A 19906-nucleotide genomic window follows, 5' to 3' on the forward strand; every position below is an offset into this window, starting at 1 on the left:
AGCCCGCTATGCGACCTTGCGGCCTTTGATCGAAAACTGATTGACCGGCCGCTCCAGCCCGAGGTTTTCACGCAAGGTCCGGCCCTCGTACGCCGTGCGAAACAGCCCGCGGCGCTGGAGCTCGGGGATCACGAGGTCGACGAATTCGTCGAGCGATTCCGGCAGCACCGGCGGCATGACGTTGAAGCCGTCGGCCGCGCCGTTCTCGAACCACTCCTGCATCCGGTCCGCGATGGTTTCCGGCGTGCCGACCACCACCCAGTGGCCGCGCGCGCCGGCCAGGTACTCATAGAGCTGCCGCACGGTGAGCTTGTCGCGGCGGGCCAGTTCCAGCACCACGTGCGCGCGGCTGTTGCGTCCCGGCGGCGGTTCCGGAATGTAGGGCGGCGGCGCGTCCAGGTCCCAGGTCGACAGGTCTTCGCCGGGCCAGAAGGTGTGCAGCGTGTTGAGGCCGACGGACGGGTGGATCAGTTGCTGCAGCCTGGCCCACTTGGCATCGGCCTCCTCCTGCGTCCGGCCGATCACCGGCGAGATGCCGGGCAGCACCAGCAGCTGCTCGGGCCGGCGGCCGTATTTGGCCAGCCGCCCTTTCACGTCGCGGTAGAACGCCTGTGCTTCGGCCAGGCTGGTCCACGCCGTGAAGATCGCCTCGGCCGACGCCGCCGCGAGTTCGCGCCCTGGTTCCGACGATCCCGCCTGCACGATCACCGGGTAGCCCTGTGGCGACCGCTCCAGGTTGAGCGGACCCGAGACCTTGAAGTACTTGCCCGAATGGTTGAGGGCATGCAGCTTGGCCGGGTCGAAGTACTTGCCCGAGACGGGGTCGCGATGGAATGCATCGTCCTCGAAGCTGTCCCACAGGCCCTTGGCCACGTCGATGAACTCGTGCGCCTGCTCGTAGCGGGAGACCGGATCGGGGTGCTTGTCGAGGCCGAAGTTGCCGTGGACGTTGTCCGCGCTGGTGGTCACCACGTTCCAGGCCGCGCGCCCCTTGCTCAGGTGGTCCAGCGACGCGAACTTGCGGGCCAGGAGAAAAGGATCTTCGTAGGTGGTGGACGCCGTCGCCACGAAGCCGATGTGCCGCGTCACCGCGGACAGGGCCGCCCACAACGTGACCGGCTCGAAGTAGGACACCCTGCCCTGCCGGCTGAAGGCTTCGTCGTCGCCGTGGAAGGCGATGCCGGGGCTGTCGGCCACGAACACCTGGTCGAACAGGCCGCGCTCGGCGGTTTTCGCGACGTCGATGTAGTGGTCGATGTTGACGCCCGAGTCGACCTGGGAACCCGGGTGGCGCCATGCGGCCACGTGGTGGCCGGTGGCCATGATGAAGGCGCCGAGGCGCAGCTTGCGTTGACTCATGAGATCCGTTGCTGGCGAAGACGCTGGACCTTAGATCGCCATGGCAACGGCGCCAAAGAAGAAATTCGCGCTTCGTTATTCGGCGCGATTTGCTGCGCAGGCGCGCATCGGCGCGGTGTCTCCCGCAGTCCTGCGCCGTGGCTGCGCGACATAGACTCGCAACCGCCGGCTATTCCCTCCCCAGGCCGAAGCAAGGAAACGGTGTGCGACAAGATCTGCTGGACGGGCTCATCGCCTTCATCGTGGCGGCCGAAGAGCGCGGCTTCTCGGCCGCCGCCATCCGCCTGGGCGTGACGCCCTCGGCGGTGAGCCAGTCCATCCGCAGCCTCGAGCAGCGCCTGGGCATCACGCTGTTCAACCGGACCACGCGCAGCGTGAGCCTCACCGAGGTCGGCGCCCGATACCTGGCGCGGGTGCAGCCGGTGGTGTCGGAGCTTGCCGCGGCGTCGGCCGAACTGGGCCGCGAGGCCGACCATCCGAGCGGCCTCTTGCGGCTGAACGTGCCGCGCGCGGGCTACACCATTGCACTGCAGCCGGTGCTGCGCCGCTTCATGGACCGCTACCCCGACGTGAAGCTCGAGTTGCGCCTGGAGAACCAGCTCGTCGACATCGTGGCGCAGGGCTTCGACGCCGGCATCCGCTTCGGCGACCTCGTCGAGAAGGACATGATCGCGATGAAGATCGGCCCGCGCATCGAGGCCTTCGTCATCGCCTCGCCCGACTACATCGCGCGCCACGGCACGCCGGTGCATCCGCAGGAGCTGCTCGCGCACGACTGCATCGGTTTTCGCCATGTCACCTCGGGGCAGATCGAGCGCTGGCAGTTCGCGCGCGGCGACGAAACGCTGCAGCTTGCCGTCGACGGGCGGCTCACGGTCAACGACTCCGCGGTGCTGGTGCGCGCGGCACTCGACGGCATCGGCATCGCCTACATGATCAACGGCTACATCGAGCCGCTGATCGAGCGCGGCCTGCTGGTGCGCCTGCTGGCCGACTGGAGCCCGCCGTTGCCCGGGCTGACGCTGTACTACCCCGACCGCAAGCGCGTGCCCGCGAAGTTGCGCGTGCTGATCGATTTCCTGCGCGAGGCGCTGCCGTCCGCCGCTGCGGTGCCTCCGCCCGAACTGCAGCTCGACTGAAGCCCGGGGTGCGTCCTGGCCCTTGCAAGAGGCATTGAAATTGCTCTGGTATTTTGGCGAGAACGATTCTCATCCTCAGGCCCTGCGATAAACTCCATCTGAATACTCTTTGAGTACTGCGCGCTTCCACGCAACGCTGACTTCCCTCCTCCATGCACAAGCTTCTTCTGGCAACGCCACTCGCGTTCGCGGGTGCCTTTTCCCACGTCTCGTACGCACAGACGACCGACGCCACCGCCTCCTCCGAATCGCGCGCCCAGCTCGATACGGTCACCGTGGAGGGCAGCGCGACCAACGGCTTCGTCGCGAACACCGTGGAGGCCGGCACATTCCGCGGCGCCAACATCCTGGAGGTTCCCGCGACGGTCAACACGGTCACGCGCGATGTGTTCGAGCTCCAGGGCGCGACGGGCATCTATGACGTGTTGCGCAACACGGCCGGCGTGACGCGCCAGCAGAACGGCGGCGACACCTTCGACCAGCTCGTGATCCGCGGCATCGCCGTGGAGAACCGGACGAACTACCGGCTCAACGGCTCGCTCGCCATCCCCAACGTCTCCGAGATCCCCATGGAGAACAAGGAGCGCGTCGAGGTGCTGAAGGGCGCATCGGCGCTCTACTACGGCTTCACCACGCCGGCCGGCATCATCAACCTCGTGACCAAGCGGGCCGGCAGCACGCCAGTGAGCTCCGTCGGGCTCACGGTCGACGACAAGGGTTCGCTGCAGGCCTCCACCGACATCGGACGGCAGTTCGGCGACCAGAACCAATACGGGCTGCGCATCAACGCAGCGGGCGGCCGCGTCGGCTCGAACATCGACGGCATCGATGGCAACCGCAGGTTCGTGTCCGCGGCGTTCGACTGGCGCGTCAACAGCCGCCTCACGCTCAAGGCGGACATCGAGAACTACCGCAAGCGCATCACCGAGCAGGCCGGCATCACGCGGCCCGCGGCCGTCAGGGGCGTGATCACCCTGCCCGCCCTGCCCGATCCTGACAAGCTGCTGGGCCCCGCCTGGGCCGTTTTCGATGCCGAGGTCACCAACACCCAGCTGCGCGCCGACTATTCGCTTAGCAACAACTGGGCACTGACGGTGGAAGCCGGCCACTCCGAGGCCGAGCGCGATCGGCGGCTCGCCAGCTTCGGCAACTACAACGTGCAGACCGGCCTGGGGCGCATCACCGGCAACGACCAAAGCCTGAAGCAGACCTCGGACCTGTTCCGCACCGAGTTGTTCGGCACCTTCTCCACCGGCAGCGTGCAGCACGAACTCACCCTCGGCGCCGCGCAGAGCAAGAAGACGCAGGACCCGGTCTTCCAGCGCAACTACGGCAACGCCAGCACCGTCCAGAACCTCTACAACCCGATCACCATCGGCTACCTGCCGCTGACCGCGATGCCGACCCGCCCCACCACCGGGGCGCAGGACAGCAAGGAACTGGGCCTCTACGCCCTCGACCGGATCACCTTCTCGCCGCAGTGGCAACTGGTGGTCGGTGCGCGCCGCACGCACTTCGAGAGCACGCAGGGCGCCAGCGCCACGATCCCCCTGATCGCCTTCGACGTGCGCAAGACCACGCCGCTCGCGGCGCTCAGCTACAAGTTCACGCCCGACCTGGTGGGCTACGTGTCGTATGCGCAAGGCGTCGAGGAAGGCGAGATCGCGCCCGCGGGCACCGCCAACCAGAACGCCCACATGCCGCCCGGCATCAGCAAGCAGAAGGAAATCGGCCTGCGCTGGCTCACCGGCGGCGGCATGCTGCTGTCCGGCGCGCTGTTCGACATCGAGCGCCCGGGCGCCTACACCAACAGCGCCAATACCTTCGTGGCCGACGGGCGGCAGCGCTACCGCGGTCTCGAGCTCTCGGCACAGGGCCGCCTGACCCGCGCCCTCGCCTGGCAGCTCTCGGCCCAGTCGCTCGATGCCGAATTCCGTGACATCAACGCGCAGTACAACGGGAAGCTGCCCGAGAACACCGCCAAGCAGACGGCCAGCGCCTTCCTCTCATACGACATCGCGGCCGTGCCGGGCCTGTCGGTCAACGGCGGGGCCTACTACACGGGACGGCGACCGGTGGACGACCTGAACCAGGCGTTCATCGGCGGCAACACCATCTTCGGCCTGGGCGCGCGCTACGTCACGCAGGTGTTCGGCAAGCGCACCTTGTGGCAGATCAACATCGACAACGTGGGCGACAAGCGCTACTGGGCCGCGGCCGGCACTCGGCTGGCAGTCGGCACGCCGCGCTCGGTCAAGGCAACGCTGAAGATCGATCTCTGACATGGCTCTCCTGCGGCGCATCTGGTTCCAGATCCACTGGTTCATCGGCATCACGGCCGGGTCCGTGCTCGTGGTGATCGGGCTGACCGGCGCCACGCTGTCTTTCCGCGCCGAGATCGTCGACGCGATCAATCCCGAGTTGCGCCACGTGGCCAACCCGCAGGGCGCGGCGGCGCTGCTTCCCGCGGCGCTGGCAGAGCGCGTGCAGGCGGCGCATCCGGCAGAGCGGATCGTCGCGCTCACCGTGTATGCCGAACCCGGCCGGCCGGCGCGCGTCAATTTCGCGCCGCCCGAAGGCCAGCGCCAGGGTGAGGCGCGGCTGGTCGATCCCTGGACCGCCGAGCTGCTGCCCGAGCCGAAGGGCGACGCCTTCTTCGAGTTCGTCGAGCGCCTGCACCGATGGCTGCTGTTGCCTCGGGACACCGGCAAGCCCGTCACCGGCACGCTGGCCACGGGCCTCCTGATCCTGGCGCTGTCGGGCCTCTACCTGCGCTGGCCGCGCCGGCCGCTCGCCTGGCGGGCCTGGCTGAAGCTGGACTTCGCCCTCACCGGCCGCGCCTTCCTCTGGAACCTGCACGCGGTCGTCGGCACCGTGGCGCTGCTGGCGTACCTGGCCTCCAGCCTGACGGGCCTTTACTGGGGTTTCGATGCGCTGCGAACGGTGATCGACAACGCCGCGGGCGAAGGACGCGCGGTTCGCGCGCAACGCATGCAAACCGGCGCCGCGCCCGTCAAGAAGGCCGCGGCGCCCAAGCCCGACCTGCAGCGCGTGTGGCAATCCTTCCTGCAGGAAACCCACGGCGACTGGAGCCTGGTCACGTTCCGCATGCCGGGGCGCAATGCGACGCAGATCGAGGCGACCTACCTGCGCACCCACCCCGAGCACGAGCGCGCACGCAACCGCCTCTATCTCGATGCCGCCACCGGTGAAGCTTCACGGCATGAGCGCTACAGCGACAAGCCGCTGGCGGGCCGGCTGATCAACAGCATCTACCCGCTGCACATGGGAACCTACTGGGGCCTGCCGGGCCGCATCGTGATGACGCTCAGCAGCCTCGGGCTGTCGCTGTTCGCGATCACCGGATGGATGCTCTACCTCGGTCGCCGCCGCACCAAGCGGGCGGTGCGCGACGAACGCGCCCGGCTGAGCCCCGCCCTGCCCCCGGCCAGCGGCGGCGCCGAACCCGTGCTGCTGATCTTCGCGACCCAGACCGGCCAAGCCGAGCGCATCGCGCTGCAGACGGCGGCGGTGCTGCAATCGGCCGGCGTGGCGGTGGTGCTGCAGCCGCTGGTGCGCCTGAGCGTCGATGCGCTGCAGCGCTACCGCAAGGTGCTACTGGTGGCCAGCACCTTCGGCGACGGCGATCCGCCGGACAGCCTGCGCGCCTTTGCGCGCCAGTTCGCGCGGCAGACCGGTTCCGGCCTGCAGGACGTGCGCTACGGCCTGCTCGCCCTGGGCGACAGGCACTACGCCAACTTCTGCGGTTTCGGCCGCGCGCTCGACCACGACCTGCGCGGCCATGGCGCGCAGGCGCTGTTCCCGATGATCGAGGTGAGCAACGGCGATGCGGGCGCCCTCGCGCGCTGGCGGCAGTCGCTCGCCGAAACGTTCGCGGTGCAGGCCGATGCCTGGCAGACGCACCAGCCGCAGGCGCAGCCCTTCGAGCCGTGGCGCCTCGTGCGCCGTACCTTGCTCAACGACGGCAGCCAGGGCGATCCGCTGTTCGAGATCGAACTGGCCCTCCCCGATGCGGCCACCTGGGCGCCCGGTGCGCTCGTCGAACTGCTGCCGCGCCAGGCCGCATCCACGGTCGAGCGGTTCCTGCGCGACAGCGGGCTCGACGGGCGAGCGCTCGTGCGTTTCGACGGCCACGAGCGCACGCTCGAAGAGGCGCTGTCCCGCAGCACGCTGCCGCCCGCGGCCCCGGTCAGCACCGCGCAGGCGTTGGCGGACACGCTGCTGCCTCTGGCGCCGCGCAGCTATTCGGTCGCATCGATCACACCCGACGGCTGCGTGCAACTGCTGGTGCGCCAGGCGCGCCACGACGACGGGCTGGGCGTGGCCTCGGGCTGGCTGACCGCTTCGGCGCCGGCCGACGCCGCCATCGAATTGCGCCTGCTGCACAACCCCGGCTTCGCGCTGGTCGACGACGAGGCGCCGTGCATCTTCATCGGCAACGGCTCCGGCTTTGCGGGCCTTCGCGCGCATCTGCGCGAGCGCGTGCGGCGCGGGCATGGGCGCAACTGGCTGGTGTACGGCGAGCGGAACGCCGTGCACGATGCCTTCTGCGCCGCCGACATCGCGCAATGGCAGGCGACCGGAATGCTGGCGCGCGCCGACCTGGTGTTTTCCCGCGACCAGCCGCAACGCCGCTACGTGCAGGACCGGTTGCGCGAGTCCGCCGACGCGCTGCGGCAATGGGTGGTCGAAGGGGCCGTGGTCTATGTCTGCGGCAGCCTCGAAGGCATGGCCCCGGGCGTCGATTCGGCGCTGTGCGACGCGCTGGGTGCGCCGGTCTTCGACGACCTGGTCGCGCAGGGCCGTTATCGCCGCGACGTCTACTGAACAGCGGCAAGCGGCGCCCGGAGCGGCGCCGCCCCCGAAAAGCGTGCTGTGCTGCCCGCGCCTGCGGCGTTGTCCGACACATGAGCGCGACAAAAAGCAATAACGTCTCGCACCACGCCGGTTGCTTGCCGTGCACGGCTTTCCAGAACGAGATCGACAACACATGGCAGATGGCCGCGCACCAGTCACGAACGAGGAATCTGCACCCGATCTCACCGCGCCTCTGGATCTCGGGCTGATCACCAACGTCGACTACCGCCTGATGGTCGAGTCCATCGCGGACTACGGGATCATCTTCCTGGACCCCGGCGGCATCGTGCTCAGCTGGAACAAGGGCGCCAGGCACCTGAAGGGCTACGAACCCCACGAGGCGATCGGTCGCCACTTCTCGATCTTCTATCCGCCCGAGCTGCTGGAGAAGAACTGGCAGCAGCACGAACTCGAGCTGGCGGCCAGGACCGGGCAGTTCCAGGAAGAGGGTTGGCGGCTTCGCAAGGATGGCAGCCGCTTCTGGGCCAGCGTGGTGATCACCCGCCTGCTGGGCCCCCACGGCGAGCTGCGCGGCTTCTCCAAGATCACCCGCGACCTGTCCGACCGCCGGAAACAGGACGAATTGCTGCGCGCCAGCGAAGAACGCTTCCGGCTGATGGTGGACGGCGTGAAGGACTATGCGATCTTCATGCTCGACCCTGGCGGCTACATCGTGAGCTGGAACACCGGCGCGAAGGCCAACAAGGGCTACGAGGCGCACGAGATCATCGGCAAGCACTTCTCGGTGTTCTACCCGGCCGATGTGGCGGCCACGGGATTTCCCGACCAGGAGCTGAAGACGGCGCGCGAAGTCGGCCGCTTCGAGGACGAAGGCTGGCGCGTGCGCAAGGATGGCAGCCGCTTCTGGGCGAGCGTGGTCATCACCGCGCTCTTCGACGAGACCGGCCAGCACCGCGGCTTCGCCAAGGTCACGCGCGACCTGACCGACCGCCGGCGCATCTCCACGCTCGAAGACGAGGGGCGGCGCATCACCACCTTCCTGGCCATGCTCGGCCACGAACTGCGCAACCCGCTCACGCCGATCTCCAACGCGGTGGCCATCATGGAGCGCCTGGGCCCCGCGGCCGATGCGGCGACGATGGCCCGCATGAGCAACATCATCGGCCGCCAGCTCAAGCAGATCACCCGGCTCGTCGACGACCTGCTCGATGTCGGGCGCATCACGAGCGGCAAGATCCACCTCGAATCGAAGCCGGTGAAGCTCTCCGGCGTGATCGAGGAATCGCTGGAGATGATGCGGCCCGCCGCCGACGCCAAGCGCCACGCGCTGGTCTTCCATGGCCCGTCCGGTGAACCGTGGATCACCGGCGACCGCGCCCGCATGATCCAAGTGGTCTGCAACCTGCTGAACAACGCCATCAAGTTCACGCCCGAGGGCGGCCGCGTCGAGGTGCAGTTGCGCGAGGTCGGCGACAACGCGGAGATCAGCGTCAACGACAACGGCCCCGGCATCCCCCCGCCATCGCTGCCGCAGATCTTCGAGCTGTTCGCGCAGGGCGAGCAGGAGATCTCCCGGCCGCAGGGCGGCCTGGGCCTCGGCCTCACGCTGGTGCAGCAGCTGGTGACGCTGCACGGCGGCGACATCAGCGCCTTCAGCAGGGGCACGCCCGGCGACGGTGCCGAATTCGTCATCCGCCTGCCGCGCGTGGCCGCGCCGCTGGAAAGGAAAAAAAGCAACGGCGCGGACGCCGGGAAGATCGTGCTCGTGGTCGACGACAACCGCGACGCAGCGGAAACGATGTGCCTGCTGGTGGAGAGCCTGGGCTATGCGACGCGCACGGCCGCCGACGGCCCCTCGGCGCTCGAGGCGATCAAGGTCGAGCAGCCGGACCTGGTCCTGCTGGACATCGGCCTGCCGGGCTTCAGCGGCGTGGAGGTGGCGCAGCGGGTGCGCCGCGAGGTCGCCCACCCGCCGGCACTGGTCGCCGTCACCGGCTATGGCCAAGCCTCGGACCGGGATGCGAGCATGGCAGCGGGCTTCTACGCGCACCTGACCAAGCCGGTCGATGCGCAGCACCTCGAGGGCCTGCTCGAACGCCTGCTCGGCAAGCCCTGAAAAGTAAAGAAGAGAGACAAGGCGCGCTCAAGGCGCACCGGCGGCGCAGAACGCCAGGAACTCGTTGATCTCCGCCGCCTTGTCGAACACCGCGTCGGCACCCAGGCGGAGGCATTCGGCGCGGTTGTCCGCGGAGGCGGCGTTCGTCAGCGCCACCACGATGCCGCCCGTGCGGCCGAGCGCGGACAGCGCATGCAGCACGCCCAGCCCGGTGCCCTTCTTGAGGCGCAGGTCCACCACCAGCAATTGCCAGCCCTGCGGATTCGCCGTGAGCCAGGCCACCGCTTCGGCCTCGGAGGGCGCGGTGCCGACCACCTGCGCGCGCAGATAGCCCTCAAGCACGACCCGCAGGCTTTCTTCCACCGCCGGCTCGTCTTCCACGATGAATACAGCGACTGTCATGCACCGCACGGTCGCTCGTGCGGGCGGCTGCGGGTGTAGGCAGACAGCGCATCCGCAGGGTGGCGCAACGGGAACCTGCCCGGATCACGACGACGTGCCGATGACCAGCGCTGCCCACGGCATGTGGCGAAAGGCGTCGGTCAGGTGCACGCTGCCCGCAGCGGCGGGAACCGTTTCGCCGGTCAGCAGGTTGTCGAGCGCGATCGCACCGAGGTCTGCCGGCAGGCGCACCGTCGTGCCGTTCCACTTCGCCGCATCCGGCAGCGCCGGCGCGGCGTCGTCATCCGCACCGTGGTTCGAGAGCCCGACGAACAACCGCCCGGCGAGGATCAGCAGCACCTGGCCCTCATGTCGGCGCGCAAACGCCACGACGTGCTTTTCAAGCGGCCCCTCGACCGTCAACGGCTCGTAGCCGCCTTCGCGGAACAGCAGTGGTTGCGCCCGCCGCAACGACAGCAACCGCCAGATGAACCAGAGCTTCGCCTGGCCGTCGTGCGGCGTCCCGGCCATCGCACCCACGCGCGCGGCCAGACCGTCCTGGTCGGCCATCGCATGGAGCGCATCGAGCCGTTGCTGCCGCAGCGCGTAGTCCACCGGCCGCCGGTTGTCCGGATCGACCAGGCTCAACTCGATGAGTTCGCTGCCTTGATAGAGATCGGGCACGCCCGGCGAGCCGTATTTCAGCAGCGTGAGCGTGAGGCTGTTCCACGCGCCGAACCACGCCAGCCGATCCGCCAGCCGCTGAATACCCGGCAGGCAGCTGCCCTCCTCCGCGCCCTCGGCGGGGGTCAGGATCTCGCGCACGAAGTTCTCCAGCGCGGCTTCGTAGCCCGCGTCCGGCTGCGTCCAGCGCGTGCGCAGCTTGGACTCGCGCGCGGCCTTCTGCATGTACTGCCAGATGCGGTCGGCGTACCCGGGTGCCGTTTCCGCATCGAGACCGCCCAGCGGCAAGGTGCCCAGCAGCGTCTGGTAGAGCAGGTATTCGTCGATGCGCGACGGCGCCTCGCCCTCGCCCTTGCCGCCTTCGAACCTCTTGCGCGTGCCCCGGCACAGGCCGTGCCAGCGCGTCAGCGCCAGCATCCACTCGTTGGGCATCTCGGAAAGCACGTCGATGCGGTTGCGCACGTCTTCCGAGCGCTTGTTGTCGTGCGTCGAAGTGGCCAGCATCGTGTGCGGCCAGCGCAGTGCGCGGTCGGCACTCAGCGCATGGAATTCCTCCACCTCGATGCCGAACAGATCGGGCTCGCCGCCCACCTCGTTGAGCGCGCTCAGCGGAAAGTAGCGGTAGAACGCCGTGTCTTCCACGCCCTTGGCCGCCACCGGCGCGCTGAACTGCTGGAAGCGCAGCGCGAAGCGGCGCACCCGTTCACCCAGCGCCGGCGGTGCGGAGGCAACGGCCTCGCCGCACAGCGCGCTGCGCACGAAGTCGAAGATCGACCGGTCGGCATCGCCGCTCTGCCGCGCGGCTTCGCTGACGGCCTCGTCGATGAATCGCGCGTCCTGTTCCGAAGGCCCCTCGACGATGTAGGTGCGGTAGACCGGCATGCATGCGGCTACATCGGCCAGCGCGCGGCGCAGCGCATTGAGCGTGTAGTCGCGCGTGCTGCGGTGGCCCCTGGCGATGCGCAGCAGTTCGCTGGAGAGCACGTTCAGTTCCGACGAGAGCGCGTTGCGCATCACCTCGCGCCGGCCCGCGCGGCAGATCGCGGCGAAGTCGTCCATCTCGCCGGTGAAGCGCTGCCACGCATGCAGCACGGCCGATTCGGCGGTGGTGTCGACCAGCACGCCGTTGGCCACGTTCGCGAAGCGGTAGCCGGTGGTGCCGTGCACATGCCAGCTGTCGGGCACTTCCTCGTGCGCGCCGGCGATCTTCTCGGCGACCACGTACAGCGGGCGCGCGGGCCGGCCGTCGGCATCGTGCGTGGGCAGCACGAGACCGGCGCGGCGCGCATAGCCTTCCTGGAGCTGGCGGAAGTACGCCGCCGGGTCGTAGAGCCCGTCGGGGTGGTCGATGCGCAGGCCATCCACCACGCCGGCCGCGGCAAGGTCGAGCGCGAAGGACTGCGTGGCCTCGAACACCTCGTCGCGCTCCATGCGCACGGCCGCGAGGTCGTTGATGTCGAAGAAGCGGCGGTAGTTGATTTCGTCCGCCGCCACCCGCCAGTGCGCGAGGCGATAGGCCTGCGCTTCGACCAGCCGGTGCAGCGCGTCGCGGGCGTCGGGCTGGGCGAGGTTCAGCTCGGCCACCGAAGCCGCCAGCGCCTGCGCGACCGAGGGATGCTGCTGCGCCAGGCGTGCGAGCCGGGCCTTGAGAAGCTCCTTGTCGCGCACGCGCTCGGCCAGCGCATCGGGCGACGGCGCATCGCGCCCCGGCAGATGGGCGAACGCGGTGGACAGGCTCGCCAGGCGGTCCGAAGCATCGCCTCCGTCGCCATTTCCCAGGCGCGCCAGCGCCCGCTCCAGCACCACCGGATAGCTCTCCGGCGCCAGCGGAAACCGGTGGTCGAAGTAGCGGATCGCGAAGCTGCCGCCCTCGCGCTCGAAGTGCAGCACGAGCTCGCCGTTCTCCAGCGCCTCGCCGTAGTGCACGCCCAGGATGGGCAGCAGCACCTTGCCGGTGAGCTCGACATTGAGCGGCTGCCAGTCGATGTCGAAGTGCTGCGCGTAACGCGACGCCGGGCCGTTTTCCAGCACGTCCATCCACCAGGCGTTGTCGGCGCCAAACACACCCATGTGGTTGGGCACCATGTCCAGCAACTGGCCCAGGCCGTGGGCCTTGAGCGCCGCGACGAAGCGCGCAAAGCCTTCCTCGCCGCCCAGCTCGGGGTTGACCTCGGCATGCGCGACCACGTCGTAGCCGTGCATGCTGCCCGCGCGGGCGCGCTGGATCGGCGAGCAGTACACATGGCTCACGCCGAGCTTCGCCAGGTACGGCAACACACGGATCGCGTCGTCGAAACCGAAGTCCTTGTGAAATTGAAGGCGGTAGGTGGCGCGCGGCACGCGGGTCTGCAAGCCAGCGGGCGCGCCCCCCTCGGCGGCGGCCACAGGGCGTGGCCGCGCCGTGCGCAGGGCCTCGCCGATGCCGCGCATGCGCTCGCCCGCGGCCAGGGCCGCTGTCGCCTCGGGCAACTTCCGCCGCCAGTTGGGATGCTGGTCGACCGTGCCCGGCATGTTGGCCTGTGCCACCACACCGGCCACGTCCTCGAGCTGCACCATCATCAGCGCCGAAGGCGCGGCGGCCAGGAAGGCATGCGCCGCTTCGACGATGCGGGCCGATGGCAGCGCAAGGCCTGCCGCCTCGGCCACCTCCTCGCGCGACAACAGGCCGGCCTGTTGCAAGGCCTGCATCAGCTCGATGCGCTCCTGCATCCGGTCCGCCAGTTGCTTGTCGAAGACGGCCGGATCGGGAAACAGGTCGAGCGCGAGCCGTTCGCGCAGGTCGTTCGCCGTCCACCAGCCCGCGAAGGTCGCGAGGTCGTGCGTGCTGATCGCCACCAGGGCGGCCGGCGGGTAGGCCTCGGGCGGTTTGAAGCCGCCGTCTCGCAGCTTCTCGAAATAGAGCAGGCGGTACGACAGCACATCGGCCTTCGCGAGTGCGTCGCGCACCGCGTCCTCGACCGTGCCCAGGTCTTCGCCCACCACCATGCAACGGTGTCGGTGGCTTTCGATCGCCACGATGGCGAGCATCTCGTCGAGCGGGTAATAGACATAGGCGCCCACGGTTGCGTCGCGGCCCGGCGGAATCCAGAACAGGCGCATGAGGCCCATCACATGGTCGATGCGCAACGCGCCTGCGCCGCGCATGCCGGCGCGCAGCGTCTCGGTGAAGAAGCGGTAGCCATCCGCGCGCAGGCGGTCGGGGCGCAGCGGGGGCAGGCCCCAGCGCTGGCCGGCGGGGTTGAACTCGTCCGGCGGCGCGCCGACGCTGGCGCCCTCTGCAAAGACCTGCCGGGCGCCCCATGCGTCGGAGCCTGCGCGTTCGACCGACACGGCCAGATCCACATAGAGGCCCACGCCCATGCCCAGCGCATGGCAGCGCGCGGCGGCGCGTGCCAGCTGGCGGCTGGCCAGCCACTGGAGGTATTGGTGGTACTGCACGCGCTCGGCGTTGGTTATTGCGAAAGCCGCCACCTCTGCGGAATCGGGGTCGCGGTAGGCATCGGGCCAGGCGTGCCAGTCCCATGCACCGCCTTCGGTGGCGAGAAAGTGGGCCTGCAGGGTTTCGAAAATCGCATGCTGGCGCAGCGCCTCGCCGCGCTCGGCCACGAAGGCCTGGAACTCGCGGCCCGTGTCGTCGGGCGCCGATTCCGGCGGCAGGTGCCGCGCTCGGAAATCGTCGAACAGCATCTCCAGCACCTCGAACTTGGCCTCGGCCACGCCGGCATAGTCCACCAGCGCCGTCGCGCGCAAGCCTGCGAGCCGCGCCTGGAAATCGGGCGAGCGCACCCTCTCGAGGGCCGGCGTGCAGCCCGCGAAGCCGTCCACCGCCTCCACGTCGATGTAGAGCACGTTGAGCTGCTGCCGGGACGACGGGCTGTACGGACTGGTGTGCAGCGGCGTGCTCGCGAACAACGCATGCAGCGGATTGAGGCCGATGAGATCGGCGCCCTGCGCGGCCATCTGCACGGCCAGCTCTTCCAGGTCGCTGAAGTCGCCGATGCCCCAGTTGCGCGGCGAGCGCAGGCTGTAGAGCTGCACCGCAGTGCCCCAGACGCGCCCGCCATCGCGCACGGCGGGCGGCCGGTAGCAACGGCCGGGGGTGACCAGCACGAGCGTCTCGCCGCGCAGGCCTTCGATGCGCAGCCGGTGGTAGCCCGCTTCGAGCGATGCCGACATCGGCAAGGTGCGCTCGCTCAGTGCGAGTCCGTCGTCTTCGGTGCGGCCGGTTTCGGGCAATGCATCGACATCGATCTCGCCCGCCTGCTCGCGCCCCTGCTCATCGCTCAGTTGCCAGCGCAGGCGCCGCAACGAACGCGGCAGACGCAGCGGCATCGACCATGCGGAGCTTTCGGCTTGCACCACCAGCACCGGTGGCAGCGCCTCGGCGCGTTGCGCACGGCGCGCCGCATCGAGCGCACGGCCCGCGTCGGCCACGCTGTCGAGACGCACGTCGAACTCCGCCAGCAGCGCGATCAGGCTTTGCGCCGAGGCTTCCTGTCGCGCGCCGAACGCATCGAAGTAACCGGTCGCGATGCCGTAGTGCTCGCAGAGTCGTTCCAGGTCGCCAGTGACATGGCTTGGCTCATTCACCATGCACGGCCTCCAGCGTCACATGCACCGCGCCGCGCGCCAGTTGCTGCGTGCTTTCGTGCGCCTGCACACCGTCGCTGTAGATCGCCTCGCCGGGCGGCATTTCGACGCCCGTTGCCGGCTCCGAACCGAAGTGGGCCAGCATGTGAAGCCGCATCGGCGGCGCGCCCTCGGCTTCGGGCTCCAGATCCCATTGCACCCGGAGCATGTCGTTCTCGCAGCGGTAGATGCCCGCACCCGCCATCCCCGCGAGCCGCGGAACGATGTAGCGGTGGCGCAGCGACAGCAGTTGTTGCATCTCGCTGAGCCGCGAGAAATGCGCGCGCGTGCCACGCTCGCGCCAACGCAGCTTCGACGCGAGGAAAGTCGCTTCGTCATTCGGGTCCGGAATGCGCGCGCGGGCCGCCTCGTCCTTGAAGGCCGCGAACCCACCGAACTCCGAGCGCCGCCCTTCGGACACCGCGGCCGCGAGGTCCGGCCCGAAGTCGCAGAAATACTGGAACGGCGTGGAGGCCGCGAACTCGTCGCCCATGAAGAGCATCGGCACATGCGGCGACAGCAGCAGGCAGGCCATGGCCGCGCGCACCAGCACCGGATCGCCCAGCGCATGGATGCGCTCGCCGAACGCGCGGTTGCCGACCTGGTCGTGCGTCTGCAGGAACGACACGAAGGCCTGCGGCGGCAGCCGCGTGCTCGGCTCGCCGCGCGCCTCGCCGTGGCGGAATGCGGAGGGCTGGCCCTGGTAGATGAAGCCCTCGGCCAGCGCCAGCGCGAAGCGGCACACCGGGTCGTCGGCATAGTCGGCGTAGTAGCCGTCGCGCTCGCCGGTGGCCAGCACGTGCACCGCGTGGTGCAGGTCGTCGTTCCATTGCGCGGTGCCGGCCACGGGCAGGCCGCGGCCGTCGCGCATCAGCATCGAGGCCTGGTTGGTGTCGTTCTCCAGCACCAGGTGCACCTGGCGCTCGCGCGCCGGGCCGGCGTCGATCGCCTCGCGGATCTCCTGCACGATGTGCGGCCGCGTCTCGTCGTGGATGGCGTGGATCGCGTCCATGCGCAGGCCGTCGAAGCGGAACTCCTCGATCCAGTAGAGCGTGTTGTGGATGAAGAAATCGCGCACCGTGCGCGATCCCGGTCCGTCGAAATTGATGGCGGAACCCCACGGCGTGCGGTGCCCCGCGTTGAAGAACTCGGGGCAGTAGGCATGCAGGTAGTTGCCCTCCGGACCGAAGTGGTTGTAGACCACGTCGAGCAGCACCATCAATCCGAGCGAATGGGCGGTATCGACCAGCGCCTTCAGCTCGTCGGGCGTGCCGTACGAGGCATCGGGCGCGAACTGCAGCACGCCGTCGTAGCCCCAGTTGCGACGGCCCGGAAAGTCCGCGAGCGGCATGAGCTCGATGGCGGTGATGCCGAGTTCGGCGAGCGCGCCCAGCCGTTCGCGCGCGGCGTTGAAGCTGCCCTCCTCGGTGAAGGTGCCGATGTGCAGCTCGTAGACCACCGCCTCTTCCCACGGCCGGCCGCGCCATGCGTCGTCGCTCCACGCGAAGTGTTCCGGGTCCGTCACCACGCTCGGGCCGTGCACGTCGTCGGGGTTGTAGCGCGAGGCCGGGTCCGGGACGCGTGTGCCGTCCGCGAGCCAGTAGCTGTAGCTGTCGCCGGGTTTGGCACCGGGCACCGTCAGGCGATGCCAGCCGCCTTCGCGCGTCATCGGCAGTGAAGTGGATTGGTGTTCGAGCACGATGGCTTCCGCCGAAGGCGCCCAGAGCGCGAACTCCACGCCATCGCTCTGCACCGCAGTGCCGAATGGCATCCGATGAACCCGCGCGCTCATGGCCGCACGTCCGGCCGGCTCATCACCACGAGCGAGCGGCATTGCAGCGGATAGGCCGCCTCGCCCCACGCCGGTGCAAGCGACGCGGCGTCCTCGGTGGTGGGCGGCGGCGAATTGCTCGCGGTGTCCACCAGCAATCGCCATGCGCCGTGCGGCATCGGCGGCAGCGTGAAGGCGATCTCGTCGTGGTGCGCGTTCATCAGCACCAGGAAGTCGTCGTCGTGCTGCACTTCGCCGCGCGGCCCGCGGTCGGCGATGCCGCCGCCGGGGATGTACATCGCGATGCAGCGGGCGTTGGTGTCGTTCCAGTCGTCGGGCTGCATCTCGGCGCCGTCGGGCTTGAGCCAGTGCACGTCGGTGACGGTCTCGCCTTCGGCCGGCTTGCCCGCGAAAAAGGTGCGGCGCCGGAACGACGGGTGCGCGCGGCGCAGCGCGACCACGCGCTCGACGAAGGTCGCGAGCGCGAGGCGCTCGGGCGTGGGTGTCCAGTCGAGCCAGCCGAGTTCGTTGTCCTGGCAGTAGACGTTGTTGTTGCCCTGCTGCGTGTGGCCGCGCTCGTCGCCAGCGAGCAGCATCGGCACGCCCTGCGAGAGCAGCAGCGTGGCCAGCAGGTTGCGTTTCTGGCGTTCGCGCAGCGTCACCACCTCGGGGTCGTCGGTCGGCCCTTCGACGCCGCAGTTCCACGACACGTTGTGGCTGTTGCCGTCGCGGTTGTCCTCGCCGTTGGCCTCGTTGTGCTTGTCGTTGTAGGAGACCAGGTCGTGCAGCGTGAAGCCGTCGTGCGCGGTGATGAAGTTGATGCTGGCGCTGGGCCGCTTGCCCGACCAGCCGTACAGGTCCTCGGAGCCGGTGACGCGCTTGGCCACCTCGCCGATGAGCCCGCCGTCGCCCTTCCAGAAGCCGCGCAGGCCGTCGCGGTACTGGTCGTTCCACTCGGCCCAACCGAGCGGGAAGTTGCCGACCTGGTAGCCGCCATGGCCCAGGTCCCACGGCTCGGCGATGAGCTTCACGCGGTTGAGCGTGGGGTCTTGCCGGATCGCATCGAAGAAGCCGCCCAGGTTCTCCACCTTGCCCGATTCGCGCGCCAGCGCCGAGGCCAGGTCGAAGCGGAAGCCATCGACGTGCATCTCCTCGGCCCAGTAGCGCAGCGAGTCCATCACCAGTTGCAGCGCATGCGGATGCTCCAGGTTCACCGTATTGCCGCAACCGGTGAAGTCGTCGTAGTAGCGCCGGTTGTCCGAATTGACGATGTAGTACGAGGCGTTGTCCACCCCGCGCATCGAGAGCGTCGGCCCGAGCTGGTTGCCCTCGCAGGTGTGGTTGTAGACCACGTCCAGGATCACCTCGATGCCCGCGGAGTGCAGCGTCTTCACCATGGTCTTGAACTCCTTCACCTTGCCCGAGGCGCTGTAGCGCATTTCGGGGGCGAAATAGCCGAAGGTGTTGTAGCCCCAGTAGTTCTGCAGGCCCTTCTCGGCCAGGTGGCGGTCGTTGAGGAAGCTGTGCACGGGCAGCAGCTCGATGGTGGTCACGCCCAGGCGCTTCAGGTAATCGACCACCGGCGCGCAGCCCAGCGCGGCGTAGGTGCCGCGCAGCTCGGGCGGCACGTCGGGGTGCGTCATGGTGAAGCCGCGCACGTGCATCTCGTAGATCACCATGTCCTGCCACGGCACCGAGGGGCGGCGGTCATCGCCCCAGGTGAAGGCGGTCTCCAGCACGCGGCCCTTGGGCATCAGCGGCGCGCTGTCGCGGCGGTCGAAGGACAAGTCTTCGCGCTTGCTGCCGACCGTGTAGCCATAGAGCGCATCGCCCCAGCGCAGGTCGCCCACCAGGTCCTTGGCGTACGGGTCGAGCAGCAGCTTGTGGGCGTTGAAACGGTGTCCCTCCTCGGGCTTGTAGGGGCCGTGCACGCGGTAGCCATAGGCCTGGCCCGGGCGCGCTTCGGGCAGGTAGCAGTGCCACACGCCATCGGTGCGCTCGCGCATCGGAATGCGCTGCAGCTCATGGCGGCCGCGTTCGTCGAAGAGGCACAGCTCCACCTTGTCGGAATGCTGGGAGAACAGCGCGAAGTTGACGCCCTCCCCGTCCCAGGTGGCGCCGCGCGGGTAAGGCCGGCCGGGCCAGACGGCCGTGATCGTTGGATTGGTTTTTCGTGTCATTCAGGTGGCGGGGTTCAAGACAGAGAGAGAAGAGAGATCAATGTGCGTTTCAGCGGGGTGGCCGGTCGTTGTCGAATCGCGTGGGCGTGCCCACCGGGGAGACGCCGGGCGTCGGCGTCTTCGCGTCCTTGATCTGCTTCGGCCACCAGCGCTCGATCTGCGACTTCGCCCAGTCCTTGCCGGCCAGCCCGAATGCCAGGGCCAACGCAAAAACCACGCCCGCCAGGATCACCAGGAAGCTCTCGCGCACGATGTCGCCGCCCACCTTGATCTGGTCGAGCGCGATCAGGATCACGAAGGCCATCACCGCGTACTGCGCGACCTTGCCGAAGAGCACGGCGTCCTGCATCTTCACGCCGCGGAAATAGCTGGCCACCGCCTCGCCCACGAAGCGCGCGAAGTAGGAGCCGAACGCCAGCACCAAGAGCGCCACGAACACGTTGGGCACGAACCAGACGATGCGGCCCAGCAGATCGGCGATGTAGCTCAGCCCCATGCCGTTGAAGGCGATGAGCAGCGAGGCCAGGATCACCAGCCAGTAGGTCAGGATGCCGAACAGGCTGCTTGTATCGCCCGCAAGACCGCCTTGTCGCAGGAAGTTGTCGAGGCCCGCGCGCTCGGTGAGCACGTTGAAGTTGATGGCGCGCAGCGCCTTGGTGACGGCGAAGCGCGCCGCCTTGGCGACGAGCCAGCCGACGATGACCACCACCACCCCGATCAGGAGGCGCGGGATGAACGCGCCGACCTGGTAGAGGATGGCGCGCAGCGGCTCCAGGTGAATGCCGAAATTTTCCATGGTGTGTGTTCC

10 protein-coding genes are annotated in these 19906 nt (G+C 68.8%); 4 read left to right on the plus strand and 6 right to left on the minus strand.

Annotation, left to right across the window (positions count from 1 at the left end; translation table 11 throughout):
* Positions 1-6: 6 nt before the first annotated feature.
* Positions 7-1359 (minus strand): LLM class flavin-dependent oxidoreductase, encoded by a 1353-nt coding sequence (locus GNX71_RS16715; protein WP_206173350.1) that lies wholly within the window; start codon positions 1357-1359, stop codon positions 7-9.
* Between the two features lie 203 nt (positions 1360-1562).
* Here GNX71_RS16715 and GNX71_RS16720 point away from each other — a divergent pair, with 203 nt between their 5' ends.
* The 4 genes from GNX71_RS16720 (at position 1563) to GNX71_RS16735 (ending at position 9453) form a co-directional block, all read left to right on the plus strand.
* Positions 1563-2498: a LysR family transcriptional regulator gene (locus GNX71_RS16720; RefSeq protein ID WP_206173351.1), complete on the plus strand. Its 936-nt coding sequence runs from the start codon at positions 1563-1565 to the stop codon at positions 2496-2498.
* A 152-nt stretch (positions 2499-2650) separates the two neighbouring features.
* On the plus strand, positions 2651-4780 hold the full coding sequence (locus tag GNX71_RS16725) for a TonB-dependent siderophore receptor (RefSeq protein WP_206173352.1): 2130 nt from the start codon (positions 2651-2653) through the stop codon (positions 4778-4780).
* A 1-nt stretch (position 4781) separates the two neighbouring features.
* On the plus strand, positions 4782-7346 hold the full coding sequence (locus GNX71_RS16730) for a sulfite reductase flavoprotein subunit alpha (protein ID WP_206173353.1): 2565 nt from the start codon (positions 4782-4784) through the stop codon (positions 7344-7346).
* 163 nt (positions 7347-7509) lie between these two features.
* Positions 7510-9453, plus strand: a complete 1944-nt coding sequence (locus GNX71_RS16735) for a PAS domain S-box protein (RefSeq protein ID WP_206173354.1) — start codon at positions 7510-7512, stop codon at positions 9451-9453.
* Positions 9454-9480: 27 nt separating this feature from the next.
* Here GNX71_RS16735 and GNX71_RS16740 read toward each other — a convergent pair whose 3' ends face one another.
* The 5 genes from GNX71_RS16740 to GNX71_RS16760 form a co-directional block, all read right to left on the minus strand.
* Positions 9481-9855, minus strand: a complete 375-nt coding sequence (locus GNX71_RS16740; RefSeq protein ID WP_206173355.1) for a response regulator — start codon at positions 9853-9855, stop codon at positions 9481-9483.
* Between the two features lie 84 nt (positions 9856-9939).
* A complete protein-coding gene (locus tag GNX71_RS16745) occupies positions 9940-15111 on the minus strand; it encodes a malto-oligosyltrehalose synthase (protein WP_206173356.1) in 5172 nt (1723 codons plus the stop codon).
* Entirely contained in the window at positions 15101-16918 is a 1818-nt protein-coding gene (gene treZ, locus GNX71_RS16750) for a malto-oligosyltrehalose trehalohydrolase (RefSeq protein WP_241026959.1), read from the minus strand. The genes GNX71_RS16745 and treZ overlap by 11 nt, the downstream gene beginning before the upstream one ends.
* Before the next feature lie 17 nt (positions 16919-16935).
* Positions 16936-19098: a glycogen debranching protein GlgX gene (glgX, locus tag GNX71_RS16755; protein WP_206173358.1), complete on the minus strand. Its 2163-nt coding sequence runs from the start codon at positions 19096-19098 to the stop codon at positions 16936-16938.
* Between the two features lie 49 nt (positions 19099-19147).
* Positions 19148-19894: a hypothetical protein gene (locus tag GNX71_RS16760; protein WP_206173359.1), complete on the minus strand. Its 747-nt coding sequence runs from the start codon at positions 19892-19894 to the stop codon at positions 19148-19150.
* Positions 19895-19906 lie beyond the last annotated feature (12 nt).

Source organism: Variovorax sp. RKNM96, assembly GCF_017161115.1.
In the GTDB taxonomy this organism is placed as follows: Bacteria; Pseudomonadota; Gammaproteobacteria; order Burkholderiales; family Burkholderiaceae_C; genus Variovorax.